Origin of the sequence: Methylopila musalis (assembly GCF_042679725.1) — a bacterium.
GTDB lineage: Bacteria > Pseudomonadota > Alphaproteobacteria > Rhizobiales > Methylopilaceae > Methylopila > Methylopila musalis.
The window spans coordinates 1-12,851 of the sequence record NZ_JBHTMX010000079.1 but is presented as its reverse complement, the minus strand read 5'-3'; the positions used below and the strand labels follow the sequence as shown (position 1 = coordinate 12,851).

The window sequence follows — 12,851 nt, the reverse complement described above, 5'->3', positions numbered from 1 at the left end:
GCCACCGGCGCCGTCGCCCTGCCGCGCCGCGTCGTCCCCGCCGTCGCCCCGAAGCGCGCGGCCTGATCGCCGCGCAAGCGCGCGCCATCGCATCGCCTGTCGCCCTCCGTCACGCCGGTCGTGACGGAGGGCGATGCGTTTTGGCGGGCTTCGCGTCAGGACGGGACGCCGGCCGAACCGCGCCGCGCCTTGCCTTTCCCCGGCGGCTTGGGCCAGATGCGGCCCGCGTGACCTTGGAGGGGAGACGTCCATGTCCGGTTTCGACATCGCCGCGATCGCGGTCGCCGCGCTGATCATTTTCGTGATCTTCGCCGGCGTGAAGACCGTGCCGCAGGGCTTCAACTACACCGTCGAACGCTTCCAGAAGTACACCCGCACGCTGGAGCCCGGCCTCACCATCATCATTCCCTTCATCGACCAGATCGGCCGCAAGGTGAACATGATGGAGCAGGTGCTCGACATTCCGAGCCAGGAGGTCATCAGCCGCGACAACGCCAGCGTCACGGTGGACGGCGTCGCCTTCTACCAGGTGGTGGACGCGCCGCAGGCCTCCTACGAGGTGACCAATCTCGAGCGCGCCATGATGGCGCTGACCATGACCAACATCCGCTCGGTGCTGGGCGCCATGGACCTCGACCACATCCTGTCCCAGCGCGACGAGATCAACACAAGGCTGCTGCACGTGGTGGACGCCGCCGCCGGCGCCTGGGGCGTGAAGGTCACGCGCATCGAGATCAAGGACATCACCCCGCCGGCCGACCTCGTGGCCGCCATGGGCCGGCAGATGAAGGCCGAGCGCGAGAAGCGCGCAGCCATTCTGGTGGCGGAGGGCGCGAAGCAGGCGCAGATTCTCGAGGCCGAGGGTCGCAAGGAGGCCGCCTTCCGCGACGCCGAGGCCCGCGAGCGCGCGGCCCAGGCGGAGGCGACCGCGACCTCGCTCGTCAGCGACGCGGTGGCGCGCGGCGACACCGCCGCCCTCAACTACTTCGTGGCCCAGAAATATGTGGAGGCGCTGAAGGCCATGGCCGTCGCGCCCAACCAGAAGACCTTCGTGCTGCCCTATGAGGCGACCGCGCTGCTCGGCTCCATCGGCGGCGTGGCCGAGCTCGCCCGCGAGGCCTTCGGGCCGCAGGCCGCGCCGGGCGCGGAGCCGTCCGCCCGCCGGTCGCGCGGCTCGGTGCCGCCCACCGGCGGGGCAGCCTGAACCATGCTCGCGGGGGTGATCGCCGCCCTCGGCGGCTGGGCCTGGGTCGTGTTCGGGCTGGCGCTGCTGGCGGCGGAGCTCGTCGTTCCTGGCACGGTGCTGCTGTGGCTCGGCTTCGCGGCGCTGGTGGTGGGCGGCCTCTCCCTGCTGGCCGCGCCCGGATGGCAGGCGGAGCTGATCGTGTTCGCCGTGCTGTCGCTCGCCGCAGCCGTTGGCTGGTGGCTCTACGGGCGCCCCGACAACGCCGCGGTGAGCGATCGGCCGATGCTGAACCGCCGCGCCCAGCGCCATGTGGGGAAGACGCTGACGCTGGACGAGCCGATCGCCCGCGGCGAGGGCCGGGTGCGGATCGACGATTCCGTCTGGCGGGTGCGCGGGCCGGACCTTCCCGCCGGCGCGCGGGTGACGGTGACCGGCGCCGACGGCGCGACGCTGACGGTGGAGCCCGCCGCGGACTGACGCGTCGCGCCTCTCGGAGCCGGTCCGATCAGCCTGTCACCACGTTCCGACGTTCGGGGCCGAGGCCCAGGGCTCCTGCGGCGGCCGGGCGCCGCCCTTCTGCAGCAGCTCGATCGAGATGTTGTCGGGCGAGCGCACGAAGGCCATGCGGCCGTCGCGTGGCGGCCGGTTGATGGTGACGCCCGCCGCCGCGAGCCGCGCGCACAGCCCGTAGATGTCGTCCACCTCATAGGCCAGATGGCCGAAGTTGCGGCCCTCGCCGTAGGTCTCCGGGTCCCAGTTGTGGGTCAGCTCCACCTGCGCCTCCGGCTGGCCGGGCGGGGCGAGGAAGATCAGCGTGAAGCGGCCGGCCTCGTTGTCGATGCGGCGAACCTCCTCCAGCCCGAGCTTGGCGCAATAGAAGTCGAGCGAGGCGGCGATGTCGGTCACGCGGACCATGGTGTGCAGATAGCGCATGGGGCGGGCTCTCCGGGGATCTGTGAGGCGTGTGCGCATTCTAGGCCGCCGTACGCCCGCGCACAGGAGCCGGGCCGCGGCCGTGCTTCGAAGACGGCCGGCTCCGGCTCTGGCGCCCCACGACGCCATTGACGCGGGCGCGGCGAGCCCTTACGTAAATTTCGCAAGCGAGACCAATAGTTTAGATGAATTCCAAACTGTAATGTTCCGGTAAGCACCGGGCGGACACTCCGGCGAGATCGACGGGTCCTTCATGATCGTCTGTTCCTGCAACGTGCTCAGCGACGCGCAGATCCGCGGAACGATCAGCGACGACTCCTCCATGCCCCGCACCCCCGGCCAGGTCTATCGCTGCCTCGGCTGCAGTCCCCAGTGCGGCCGCTGCGCCCGCACCATCAAGGCCATGCTGGACGACATTCGCGGCCTGTCGCGCCCGGCCGAGACCGCCTGCGGCGCCTGCCCTGCGGCCTGTCCCGCCGTCACCCACGGGTCGGGATCGGTGGTGGGCTTCACCGGCGATGTGGTGGAAGTTGCGACGCTGGAGCGCGTTCGCGCCTGATCGCGCGCCGATCCGCCGCATGTGAGCCGTTCGTTCGGCCTCTGATCCCCGTATCTTCCTGCTTGCGGCAAGCGTCGCGGTAGTTTAGAAGCTTTCTAACATTAGAAGGCTTCTCGGCTACGTGACGCCGTGCAGGAGGACGCCATGAAGGGCGACGCCAAGGTCATCGACTATCTCAACCGCGGCCTGCGGTCCGAGCTGACCGCGATCAACCAGTACTGGCTCCACTACCGCCTGCTGGACGACTGGGGCTACGCCGACCTCGCCAAGAAGTGGCGCGCCGAGTCGATCGAGGAGATGCACCACGCGGACAAGTTCGTCACGCGCATCATCTTCCTCGAAGGCTTCCCCAACATGCAGGTGCTGGACCCGCTGCGCATCGGCCAGTCGGTCAAGGAAGTGCTCGAGTGCGATCTCGCCGCCGAGTACGACGCCCGCGCCCTGTACCGCGAAGCCGCGCTCTACTGCCAGGAGATCGGCGACCTGCCGAGCAAGAACCTGTTCGAGGAGCTGATGACGGACGAGGAAGGCCACATCGACTTCCTCGAAACCCAGCTCGACCTCGTGGCCAAGCTCGGCGAGCAGCTCTACGCCCAGAAGCACATCGGCGAACTCGGCGACTGACGTCGCCGGCCGATCCGTCAGGTCCGCCGACGCCGCTTCCAAAGCCCCGCGCCTCGCGCGGGGCTTTTTCGTTTGCGCGGTGTCCGCCCCTTTGCGGAGCGACACAATGCCGGCGCTTCCCCTTCCTTGTCCCGGCCTTGAGCCGGGACCCAGAAACGCAGGTGCTTGGGGCTTTAAGCGCTCCCGGCCGTTACATTTCATTCTGGACGCTGTGAGGTTCTGGGTCCCGGCTCAAGGCCGGGACAAGAAGGTGTGGTGTTTGGCCGATCGCGGGAGCGGTAGCGCTCCCCCTTTCCTTGTCCCGGCCTTGAGCCGGGACCCAGAAACGCCGACGCTCTAGGTCCGAGCGCGCCGGTCGTAACGTTTTATTCTGCACGCTTTGAGGTTCTGGGTCCCGGCTCAAGGCCGGGACAAGAGAGGGGCAGCGTTCGTCGACTGCGCTCATTCGCCGGCTCGGCGGTTGACAGCGATCGTTCCGTGAGTGAATGTTTACTCACGAAACTGATCGCAAGGGATGTCCCGTGCTGCTCGATCTGCTCCGCTCCCGCCGCTTCGCGCCGCTGTTCTGGTGCCAGCTGTTCGCGGCCTTCAACGACAATTTCGTCAAGAACGCGCTCGCCATTCTCGTGCTGTTCCACATCGGCGGCGAGCACGGCCCCGCGCTGGTGACGCTCGCCGGCGCGCTGTTCATCCTGCCGTTCTTCCTGGTGTCCGCGCTCGGCGGCGAACTGGCGGACCGCTACGACAAGGCGCTGGTCGCCCGGCGCACCAAGCTCGCCGAGATCGGGGTCGCGGCGCTGGCGGGGCTCGGCTTCATCCTCGGCTCCACGACGCTGCTGTTCGCGGCGCTGACGCTGACCGGCGTGGTCTCGGCCCTGTTCGGGCCGGTGAAATACGGCATCTTGCCCGACCACCTGAAGCGGGAGGAGCTGGTCGGCGGCAACGCGCTGATCGAGACCGCCACCTTCATGGCGATCCTCGCCGGCACGGTGGGCGGCGGGCTGATGGTGGCTCATGCGAGCCCCTGGGCCATCGCCGCGCTGACGCTCGTGATCTCGGTCGCGGCCTACGCCTGCGCAAGGCTCATCCCGCCCACGGGCGAGCGGGCGCCCGACCTCGTGATCGAGCGCAACGTGCTGAAGAGCGCCTTCGCGCTGCTGAAAGACCTGAAGGCCCAGCCCCGCGCCTGGATCGCCTCGGTGGCGGTGAGCTGGTTCTGGCTGGTGGGCGCGGTGACGCTGTCGCTGATGCCGCCGCTGGTGAAGGACCAGATCGGCGGCGCCGAGAGCGTGGTCAGCCTGTTCCTCGTGCTGTTCACGATCGGCGTCGCGCTCGGCTCCATGGCGGCGGCGAAGCTGTCCCACGGGCGCATCCTGCTGGCGCTGACGCCGGTCGCGGGCGTGATCATCGGCCTCGCGGCGATCGATCTCGGCCTCGCCGCCTGGGGCGACGTCGCGGGGCCGAACCCGCTCGGCTGGTCGGAGGTGGCGGCTGCGCCCGGCCACTGGCGGGTGATGCTCGATCTGGTGCTGCTGGCGGCGGCGGGCGGCCTGTTCGTGGTGCCGGCCTTCGCCTTCCTGCAGGCGGAGGCGGGCGAGGCCCGGCGCGCCCGCGTGGTGGCGGCGAACAACGTGCTGAACTCCGCCTTCATGGTGGCGGGCTCGCTGGTGGTGGTCGGCCTGCAGGCCGCGGGCGTGGGCACGCCGGCGCTGTTCGTGCTGGTCGGCCTCGCCACCCTCGTCGCGGCCTGGCTGCTCGGCCGCACGCTGCCGGGCTCGCTGCTGCGCGACGCGGTGCACCTGCTGTTCCAGCTGCTCTTCCGGGTCGAGGTGAAGGGCATGGAGAACCTGACCAACGCTGGCCCGAAGGCGGTGATCGCCGTCAACCACACCAGCCTGCTGGACGCGCCGCTGGTGATGTCGCTGCTGGCGGACGATCCGGTGTTCGCGGTGGACAGCGGCATCGCCACCCGCTGGTGGGTGCGGCCGTTCCTGAAGATGGTGCGGGCCTATCCCATGGACCCGACCCGGCCGCTCGCCACCCGCGCGCTGATCAATCTGGTGAAGGAGGGCAACCGCCTCGTCATCTTCCCGGAAGGCCGCATCACGGTCACCGGCTCCATGATGAAGATCTATGACGGCTCGGCCCTGATCGCCGACAAGGCCGAGGCCCCGGTGATCCCGGTGCGGATCGAGGGGCTCGACCGGTCGCCGGCCTCCTACCTGTCGCGCCGGCAGATCGCCAAGCGGCTGTTCCCCAAGGTGCGGGTCACCATCCTGCCGCCCGAGACGCTCGAGGTGGACCCGACCCTGGTCGGCCGCCGGCGCCGCCGCGCGGCGGGGGCCGCGCTCACCGACCTGATGGCGGAGATGACCTTCGCCACCACGCCGATCGACCGCACGCTCGACCAGGCGGTGGTCGCCGCCGCCCGCGCCGAAGGCTTCGGCCGGATCGCGGTGGAGGACGCGCTGGGCGGCAAGCTCAGCTACCGCATGCTGCTGGCGGGCGCCTCGGCGCTGGGCTCGAAGATCGAGGGCTTCACCTCCAAGGGCGAGACGGTGGGCGTGCTGCTGCCCAACGCCGCCGGCGTCGCGGTCACGCTGCTCGCGCTGCACCGGACGGGCCGCGTGCCGGCCATGCTGAACTACACCGCCGGCCCCGCCAATCTGGTCTCGGCCTGCGCGGCGGCCGAGGTGAAGACCGTGCTCACCTCCCGCGCCTTCCTGGAGAAGGCGCGCCTCACCCGCGAGGAGGAGGCGCTGAAGGGCGCCGCGACGCTGGTCTATCTGGAGGACGTGCGCGCGCGGATCGGCCTTGCCGACCGGCTGCGCGGCCTGTGGCGGGCGGCGCAGGCCCGCGCCGGCGATCCGGACGCGCCGGCGGCGGTGCTGTTCACCTCCGGCTCGGAAGGCGCGCCCAAGGGCGTGGTCCTGACCCATCGCAACCTGCTCGCCAACGTGGCGCAGGTGGCGGCGCGGATCGACTTCGGCCCGGCCGACATCGTGTTCAACGTGCTGCCGGTGTTCCACGCCTTCGGGCTCACGGGCGGCCTGCTGCTGCCGCTGGTCTCGGGCGTGAAGACCTTCCTCTATCCCTCGCCGCTGCACTACCGGATCGTGCCGGAGATGGTCTACGCCACCAACGCCACGGTGCTGTTCGGCACCGACACCTTCCTCGCCGGCTACGCCCGCGCCGCCCACGCCTATGACTTCCGCTCGCTGCGCTTCGTGGTGGCGGGGGCGGAGGCCGTGAAGCCCGAGACCCGCAAGGTCTGGGCGGACAAGTTCGGCCTGCGCATTTTCGAGGGCTACGGCATCACCGAGGCGTCGCCGGTCGCGGCGGTCAACACGCCCATGTTCAACCGCCCCGGCACGGTCGGCCGGCTGCTGCCGGGCGTCGAGCACCGGCTGGAGAAGGTGGAGGGCGTCGAGGACGGCGGCCGGCTCCACATCCGCGGCCCCAACATCATGGCGGGCTACCTCAAGGTGGAGCGGCCCGGCGTGCTGGAGCGGCCCGAGGGCGGCTGGCACGACACCGGCGACATCGTGGCGATCGACGACGAGGGCTACGTCTCGATCAAAGGCCGCGCCAAGCGCTTCGCCAAGATCGCGGGCGAGATGGTGTCGCTCGCGGCCGTGGAGGGCGTGGCGGCAGGGCTTTGGCCGGACGCGGCGCACGCCGCCGCCACCGCCCCGGACCCGCGCAAGGGCGAGCGCGTGGCGCTGGTGATGACGCAGCCCGGCGCCGACCGCCGCGCGCTGCAGGAGGCTGTGAAGCGCGCCGGCCTGCCGGACCTCGCGGCCCCCGCCGAGATCCGCGTGGTCGACAAGCTGCCGCTGCTCGGCACGGGCAAGACCGACTACGTGGCGGTGAAGCGGCTCGTGACCGAACCCGCGGCCGGAGACGCGGCGTGAGCGCCGCCCCCCGCGCCGCCGACACCCGCGGCCGGATCGAGGCCGCGGCGCTGAAGCTGTTCGCGGAGAGGGGGGTGGAGGGCGCCTCCACCCGCGAGATCGCCAGGGCGGTCGGCGTCACTGAGGGCGCGCTCTACCGGCACTTCGCCTCCAAGGAGGAGCTGGCCCGCGCGCTGTTCCACGACCGCTACGCCCGCTTCGCCCGCGCGATCCGGGAGATCGGGGCGGAGCCGGAGCCCTTCGCCCGCAAGGTGGAGCGGCTGGTCGCCATGTTCTACGCCGCCTTCGACGACGACCCGGACGGCTTCGTCTATGTGCTGATCGGCCAGCACGACCACCTGCGCGCCGTGGCGCCCGATCCGGAAACCAACGCGGTGGCGGCGCTGGCGGCGCTGTTCGCCGACGCCATGGGGCGGGGCGAACTGCCGCCGGGCGACGTGGACCTTCAGACCGCGCTCGCGCTCGGGCTGGTGCTGCAGCCGGCGGTGTTCCGCATCTACGGCCGACTGCAGGCCGCGCCCTCCGCCCATGCGGGCGCGGTCGCCGCCGCAGTGCTGCGGGCGCTGGGCGGATAGGCTCGCGCGCGCGCCCGCGCTATAACCCCGGCCCCGGGCGCGCCGGGAACCGCCGGCCGCGTCCACGGAGGAAACGAACCATGATCCGCACCCTGAGCGCCATCGCCGGAGCCCTGACCCTCGCCATGACCCTGTCCGCATCCGCCGCCGAGACCAAGACCCTGCCTTCGGGCCTCGCCTATCAGGAAGAGGCCGTCGGCACGGGCGCCGAAGCCCTGCCGGGCAAGACCGTGCAGGTGCACTACACCGGCTGGCTCGACAAGAGCGGCGAGAAGGGCGCGAAGTTCGACTCGTCCCGCGATCGTGGCGACCCGTTCTCCTTCCGCCTCGGCGCGGGCCAGGTCATCCAGGGCTGGGACGAGGGCGTCGCCGGCATGAAGGTGGGCGGCAAGCGCACCCTGGTCATCCCGGCCGAGCTCGGCTACGGCGCGCGCGGCGCCGGCGGCGTCATCCCGCCGAACGCCAAGCTGATCTTCGACGTGGAGCTGCTCGGCGTCCGCTGACGCCCTGACGCGGACGACCCCGGCGCTCGGTCTCCCCGACCGCCGGGCCGTCCCACGAGCCCTCGTCGCCGGCGGCGCCAGCGGTCACGAGACGGGATCGCGCAGGCGGGCCATGCAGTGGGCGTCCACGAAGGCGCCGTCCCGGAACGACGCGCGGACGTGGGTTCCTTCGATCTTGAAGCCGAACTTGCGGTACAGCGCGATCGCGCCCGCGTTGTCGACGAACACGGTCATCTCGACGCGGGTGACGTTGAGCCAGTTGTCGGCGGTGTCGAGCATGGCCGCCATCAGGCGGGAGCCGACGCCTTGGCCCATGGCGTCGTCATGCACGCCGATCCAGAACTCCGCCGCATGGGCGCGCCGCCCGTAAAACGGCCGCAGCGCCGAGGCGCCCACGACCCGGCCCTCGCACTCCGCCGCGAAGTGCAGGTCGCGGGGCGATTTGGGCTCGAGCCACGCGCGGATGGCTTCAAAGGACTCGTAAGGCAGCGCCAGCGTGCCGTCGCGAAACGACCTCTGGCTGACGATCTCGAAAACATCCGTGGCGTCTTCGCCCCGCATGGCGCGGATCGTGACGTTCATTTCGACCTCCGTGGGCGGATTGCGACATCCTCCCCCCTCGTGATCGAAACGACCGACCGCGCCTCGTCCCTCATCGGAGAGCGCGGCGCGGCGTCTTCACAGCGTCAGGCGAAGCTGCCGTGGCAGTGCTTGAACTTGCGGCCCGAGCCGCAGGGGCAGGGCGCGTTGCGGCCGACGCCGGACCAGGTGGTCGGGTCGTTCGGGTTCACGTCCGCGGGCCACTGGCCGCTGGCTTCGGCCGCATAGGCGGGCTCGGCCAGCGCCATCTCGTTCTCGCCGGTCAGCGGGTCCTGATGGATCGCGTGCATTTCGGGCAGCGCCTCGTCGGCGAGCGGCGGCGGCGACTGCACCAGCTCCACCCGCGTCAGCTGGGCGGTGACGGTCTCGCGCAGGCGGCCGAGCATGGCCTGGAACAGCTCGAACGCCTCGGACTTGTACTCGTTGAGCGGGTCGCGCTGGGCGTAGCCGCGCAGGCCGATGACCTGACGCAGGTGATCGAGCGTGGCGAGGTGCTCGCGCCACAGATGGTCCAGCGTCTGCAGCAGAACCGCCTTCTCGATCTGGTTGGTGATGTCCGGGCCGAAGCGCCCCGCGCGCTCCTCCGCCGCGGCGTCGGCCGCCTTGGTGATGCGCTCGCGGATCTCGTCGTCGGCGATGCCTTCCTCCGCCGCCCAGGCGACGATCGGCAGGTCGAGGTTCAGCACCTCGCGCACCTCCTCCTCGAGCTCGGCGGAGCTCCACTGCTCGGGATAGGCGTTTTCAGGGATGTGCTTGGAGACGACGTCGTCGATCACGTCATGGCGCATCTCGGCGATCTGGGGCGAGATCGACGGCGCCGACAGGAACTCGAGCCGCTGCTCGAACACCGCCTTGCGCTGGTCGTTCATGACGTTGTCGTACTTGAGGAGGTTCTTGCGGATGTCGAAGTTCCGCGCCTCCACCTTCTTCTGGGCCTTCTCCAGCGCCTTGTTCACCCAGGGGTGGACGATGGCCTCGCCCTCCTGGATGCCGAGCTTCTGCAGCATGCCGTCGATGCGCTGGGAGCCGAAGATGCGCATCAGGTCGTCGTCGAGCGACAGGAAGAAGTGGCTGCGGCCGGGATCGCCCTGACGGCCGGAGCGGCCGCGGAGCTGGTTGTCGATGCGGCGGCTCTCATGCCGCTCGGTGCCCATGACGAACAGGCCGCCGGCGGCGAGCGCCTTCTGCTTCTTCTCCGCGATGTCGGCCTTGATGGCGGCGAGCCTGGCCTCGCGCTCCGGGCCTTCGGGGATGTCCGCGAGCTCGCGCTCGATCCGCATGTCCAGATTGCCGCCGAGCTGAATGTCGGTGCCGCGGCCCGCCATGTTGGTGGCGATGGTGACCGCGCCCGGCACGCCGGCGTCGGCGATGATGTGGGCTTCCTGCTCGTGGTAGCGGGCGTTCAGCACCTGATGGGGCACGCCCTCGCGCTTCAGCGCCTCGGACAGCTGCTCGGACTTCTCGATCGAGGTGGTGCCCACCAGCACCGGCTGGCCGCGCTCCGCGCAGTCGCGGATCAGGGCGATGATCGCGCCCTCCTTCTCGCGGGCGGTGCGGTAGACCTCGTCGTGGTCGTCCTTGCGCGCCACCGGCAGGTTGGTCGGGATCTCGACCACCTCGAGCCCGTAGATGTCGAGCAGCTCCTCGGCCTCGGTGAGCGCCGTGCCGGTCATGCCCGACAGCTTGTGATACATGCGGAAGTAGTTCTGGAACGTGATCGAGGCGAGCGTCTGGTTCTCGGGCTGGATCTTGGCCCGCTCTTTCGCTTCGAGCGCCTGATGCAGGCCCTCGGAGAAGCGCCGGCCCGGCATCATGCGGCCGGTGAACTCGTCGATGATCACCACCTCGTCGTTGCGGACGATGTAGTCCTTGTCCTTCGAGAACAGCTTGTGGGCGCGCAGCGCCTGGTTCACGTGGTGGACGACGGTGACGTTCTCGACGTCGTAGAGGTTTTCGCCCTTCAGCAGCCCGGCCTCGGCCAGCAGGCGCTCGATGTGCTCGTTGCCGGCCTCGGTCAGGGTCGCGGTGCGCTGCTTCTCGTCGACTTCGTAGTCCTCCGCCACGAGCTGCGGCACGAGCGCGTCCACCGCGACGTAAAGGTCGGAGCGGTCCTCCATCGGGCCGGAGATGATCAGCGGCGTGCGAGCCTCGTCCACCAGGATCGAGTCCACCTCGTCGACGATGGCGAAGTAGTGCCCGCGCTGCACCATCGACGGCACGTCGTACTTCATGTTGTCGCGCAGATAGTCGAAGCCGAGCTCGTTGTTGGTGGCGTAGGTGATGTCGCAGGCGTAGGCGTCGCGACGCTCGTCGTCGTCGAGCCCGTGGACGATCACGCCGACGCTGAGGCCGAGGAAGCCGTGCACCCGGCCCATCATGCCGCTGTCGCGCTGGGCCAGATAGTCGTTCACGGTGACCACGTGGACGCCCTTGCCGGCGAGGGCGTTGAGATAGGCGGCGAGCGTCGAGACCAGCGTCTTGCCTTCGCCGGTCTTCATCTCGGCGATGCGGCCCTCATGCAGCGTCATGCCGCCCATGAGCTGCACGTCGAAATGGCGCTGGCCGAGCACGCGCTTCGCGGCCTCCCGCACCACCGCGAAGGCGGGAACGAGCAGGTCGTCCAGCGTCTTTCCGGCGGCGAGTTGGGCGCGGAACTCGGCGGTCTTGGCGCGGAGCTGCTCGTCGGTCAGGGCCGAGATCTCCGGCTCCAGCGCGTTGATCGCGGCGACGCGCGGGCGCAACGCCTTGACGCGGCGGTCGTTGGACGAACCGAAGAGACGTCGGGTGAGACCGCCGAACATGGGCGAACCTTTCTTTTGGCGCCGGAGCGCGTCGTGTGGCCGGCGGGGCGCGAACCTCCCCGGCCGACCGGCCCGAAGACCCCGAAACTCCCTCGATTTCGAGACGCTTCGCGTGCCTTGTGCGGCAGCGGTCGAGATAAGAGGGACCCCGAGGGTTGTCAATGTGAGCCCTTTCGGACACTCTCCCGCGCCATCGGGGCGGAACGACGCTCAAATCGGAAGGTTCTCATGGCTTTTTGCATTTCGTCGGGCCGCCGGACGGCCGCGCTCGGCGCCTCGCTCGCACTGGTTCTCGCCGCGACGGCGGCCCTCGCGCAGACGCCGCCCGCCCCGGCCGCCGCGCAGGCCGTGGACCCCAAGACGGTGCTCGCGACCGTGGACGGCGAAGAGGTGACGGCCGGCGAGGTGGAGATCGCGCAGGAGGACCTGCAGCAGTCGACCGCCTCCATGACCGACGCCCAGCGCCGCGACTACGCGCTGAACTACCTGATCGACCTCAAGATCGCGGCCAACGCCGCCGAGAAGGAGAAGGTCGGCGACAGCGACGACTTCAAGCGCCGCATGACCTATCTGCACGACCGCGCGCTGATGGAGGAGCTGCTTCAGCGCACCGCCAAGGCCGCCGTCACCGACGAGGCCCTGCGCAAGCTCTATGACGACACCGTCAAGAACCTGAAGCCCGAGGCCGAGGTGCGCGCCAGCCACATCCTGGTGAAGACCGAGGACGAGGCGAAGAAGGTGAAGGAGCGGCTTGCCAAGGGCGAGGACTTCGCCAAGATCGCGAACGAGGTCTCCACCGATCCCGGCTCCGCCAAGCAGGGCGGCGATCTGGGCTTCTTCGGCAAGGGCCAGATGGTGCCGGCCTTCGACGAAGCCGCCTTCAAGGCCGAGCCCAACGTGGTGTCCGAGCCGGTGAAGACCCAGTTCGGCTACCACGTCATCAAGGTGACCGAGAAGCGCGAGCGGCCGGTGCCGACCTTCGAGCAGGTCAAGCCGCAGATCGAACAGTATGTGGTGCGCACCGCCCAGCAGGATCTCGTGCTGAAGCTGCGCGGCCAGTCCAAGGTGGAGCGCACCGAGGCCGGCAAGCCCGCCGAGGCGCCCGCCGCGCCCGCGATCGCTCCGGGCCAGGCGCCCGCGCCGGACACCGCTCCGG

The 12,851-nt window shown here is 70.1% G+C and carries 11 protein-coding genes; 8 read left to right on the top strand and 3 right to left on the bottom strand.

Annotated elements, in window-relative coordinates; translation table 11 throughout:
- The first annotated feature begins 250 nt into the window (after positions 1–250).
- Positions 251–1,204 carry an SPFH domain-containing protein gene (locus tag ACFQ4O_RS10070; protein ID WP_378775562.1) on the top strand — a complete coding sequence of 318 codons (954 nt, stop codon included), beginning with the start codon at positions 251–253 and terminating at the stop codon, positions 1,202–1,204.
- Positions 1,205–1,207: 3 nt separating this feature from the next.
- Positions 1,208–1,663, top strand: coding sequence for an NfeD family protein (locus ACFQ4O_RS10065; RefSeq protein WP_378775561.1), 456 nt, complete (start codon positions 1,208–1,210; stop codon positions 1,661–1,663).
- Positions 1,664–1,699: 36 nt separating this feature from the next.
- Here the strand turns inward: ACFQ4O_RS10065 and ACFQ4O_RS10060 are convergent, their stop codons facing one another.
- Complete coding sequence (locus ACFQ4O_RS10060; RefSeq protein WP_378775560.1) at positions 1,700–2,119, bottom strand: VOC family protein; 420 nt, start codon at positions 2,117–2,119, stop codon at positions 1,700–1,702.
- A 253-nt stretch (positions 2,120–2,372) separates the two neighbouring features.
- On the opposite strand from ACFQ4O_RS10060, the gene ACFQ4O_RS10055 reads away from it, so the two are divergent.
- From ACFQ4O_RS10055 to ACFQ4O_RS10035, 5 genes are all read left to right on the top strand, one after another.
- Entirely contained in the window at positions 2,373–2,678 is a 306-nt protein-coding gene (locus ACFQ4O_RS10055; protein WP_378775559.1) for a (2Fe-2S)-binding protein, read from the top strand.
- Positions 2,679–2,822: 144 nt separating this feature from the next.
- On the top strand, positions 2,823–3,302 hold the full coding sequence (gene bfr / locus ACFQ4O_RS10050; protein ID WP_378775558.1) for a bacterioferritin: 480 nt from the start codon (positions 2,823–2,825) through the stop codon (positions 3,300–3,302).
- 521 nt (positions 3,303–3,823) lie between these two features.
- On the top strand, positions 3,824–7,216 hold the full coding sequence (locus ACFQ4O_RS10045) for an acyl-[ACP]--phospholipid O-acyltransferase (RefSeq protein WP_378775557.1): 3,393 nt from the start codon (positions 3,824–3,826) through the stop codon (positions 7,214–7,216).
- Positions 7,213–7,791 carry a TetR/AcrR family transcriptional regulator gene (locus ACFQ4O_RS10040; RefSeq protein ID WP_378775556.1) on the top strand — a complete coding sequence of 193 codons (579 nt, stop codon included), beginning with the start codon at positions 7,213–7,215 and terminating at the stop codon, positions 7,789–7,791. The genes ACFQ4O_RS10045 and ACFQ4O_RS10040 overlap by 4 nt, the downstream gene beginning before the upstream one ends.
- Before the next feature lie 80 nt (positions 7,792–7,871).
- A complete protein-coding gene (locus ACFQ4O_RS10035) occupies positions 7,872–8,294 on the top strand; it encodes an FKBP-type peptidyl-prolyl cis-trans isomerase (protein WP_378775555.1) in 423 nt (140 codons plus the stop codon).
- Positions 8,295–8,378: 84 nt separating this feature from the next.
- Here the strand turns inward: ACFQ4O_RS10035 and ACFQ4O_RS10030 are convergent, their stop codons facing one another.
- Entirely contained in the window at positions 8,379–8,876 is a 498-nt protein-coding gene (locus ACFQ4O_RS10030) for a GNAT family N-acetyltransferase (RefSeq protein WP_378775554.1), read from the bottom strand.
- Between the two features lie 104 nt (positions 8,877–8,980).
- Entirely contained in the window at positions 8,981–11,695 is a 2,715-nt protein-coding gene (gene secA / locus ACFQ4O_RS10025) for a preprotein translocase subunit SecA (RefSeq protein WP_378775553.1), read from the bottom strand.
- A 228-nt stretch (positions 11,696–11,923) separates the two neighbouring features.
- Here secA and ACFQ4O_RS10020 point away from each other — a divergent pair.
- On the top strand, positions 11,924–12,851 hold a 928-nt coding region (locus ACFQ4O_RS10020; RefSeq protein WP_378775552.1), incomplete at its 3' end, for a peptidylprolyl isomerase.

What these genes read in the sequence shown, in the direction of transcription:
- ACFQ4O_RS10055 (WP_378775559.1), top strand. Translation starts at nt 2,373, where the DNA reads ATGATCGTCTGTTCCTGCAACGTGCTCAGCGACGCGCAGATCCGCGGA.
- ACFQ4O_RS10030 (WP_378775554.1), bottom strand. Translation starts at nt 8,876, where the DNA reads ATGAACGTCACGATCCGCGCCATGCGGGGCGAAGACGCCACGGATGTT.
- ACFQ4O_RS10070 (WP_378775562.1), top strand. Translation starts at nt 251, where the DNA reads ATGTCCGGTTTCGACATCGCCGCGATCGCGGTCGCCGCGCTGATCATT.
- ACFQ4O_RS10060 (WP_378775560.1), bottom strand. Translation starts at nt 2,119, where the DNA reads ATGCGCTATCTGCACACCATGGTCCGCGTGACCGACATCGCCGCCTCG.
- secA (WP_378775553.1), bottom strand. Translation starts at nt 11,695, where the DNA reads ATGTTCGGCGGTCTCACCCGACGTCTCTTCGGTTCGTCCAACGACCGC.
- bfr (WP_378775558.1), top strand. Translation starts at nt 2,823, where the DNA reads ATGAAGGGCGACGCCAAGGTCATCGACTATCTCAACCGCGGCCTGCGG.
- ACFQ4O_RS10065 (WP_378775561.1), top strand. Translation starts at nt 1,208, where the DNA reads ATGCTCGCGGGGGTGATCGCCGCCCTCGGCGGCTGGGCCTGGGTCGTG.
- ACFQ4O_RS10035 (WP_378775555.1), top strand. Translation starts at nt 7,872, where the DNA reads ATGATCCGCACCCTGAGCGCCATCGCCGGAGCCCTGACCCTCGCCATG.